The organism is Bacillus sp. OTU2372 (genome assembly GCF_038440275.1).
GTDB lineage: Bacteria > Bacillota > Bacilli > Bacillales > Cytobacillaceae > Neobacillus > Neobacillus bataviensis_B.
The window spans coordinates 1-556 of the sequence record NZ_JASATK010000075.1 but is presented as its reverse complement, the minus strand read 5'-3'; the positions used below and the strand labels follow the sequence as shown (position 1 = coordinate 556).

At 34.7% G+C, this 556-nt stretch carries 1 pseudogene; it reads right to left on the bottom strand.

The window, feature by feature from the left end:
• A pseudogene (locus AAHB15_RS29985) lies at positions 1-556 on the bottom strand (IS3 family transposase); the annotation flags it as partial.

Below are 556 nucleotides of genomic sequence, written 5' to 3'. Positions count from 1 at the left end.
GGGATTTCCTGCTTAAATTCCCGATTTAAAAGGTTGGGTACAACTCTATGTTCTTGTGTGGCTTTCATCATCCTTCTATAGGGATTTGCCTTTCTAATAGGGCAAATAATACCGTATTTCTTCATGATTCTTCTAATCCGTTTTAAATTGTATTTAACATTAAATTGACTCGCCAAAGTCATTTTAATTTGACGTGCCCCTTTCTTACGACGTTTGAAATGAAAGGCTTTTAGTATGATTTCCTTCACTTTCTCATCTTTCGCTTCTTTTTCTTTTCTTACTTTTTGTGAGCCTTCAGTGAAATAATTATAATAACCAGACCGTGAAACACCAGCCGCGTTACATAAATAGCTCACCATATTCTTTAACTTATACTCCTGTATAACTGAACGGATAAGGATAAACTTTTGATCAGTGGGTAAGGTTATTGGTTCCTTTTTAACCCCCTTTCTGCAAATCGTATCTTTTTTAATAGTTCATTTTCTGCCTTTAATAAATTGTTTTGAGCCTCTAATCTCGCAAATTTCTCTTCTAGTGTTAGCTCTCTTTCACAAGG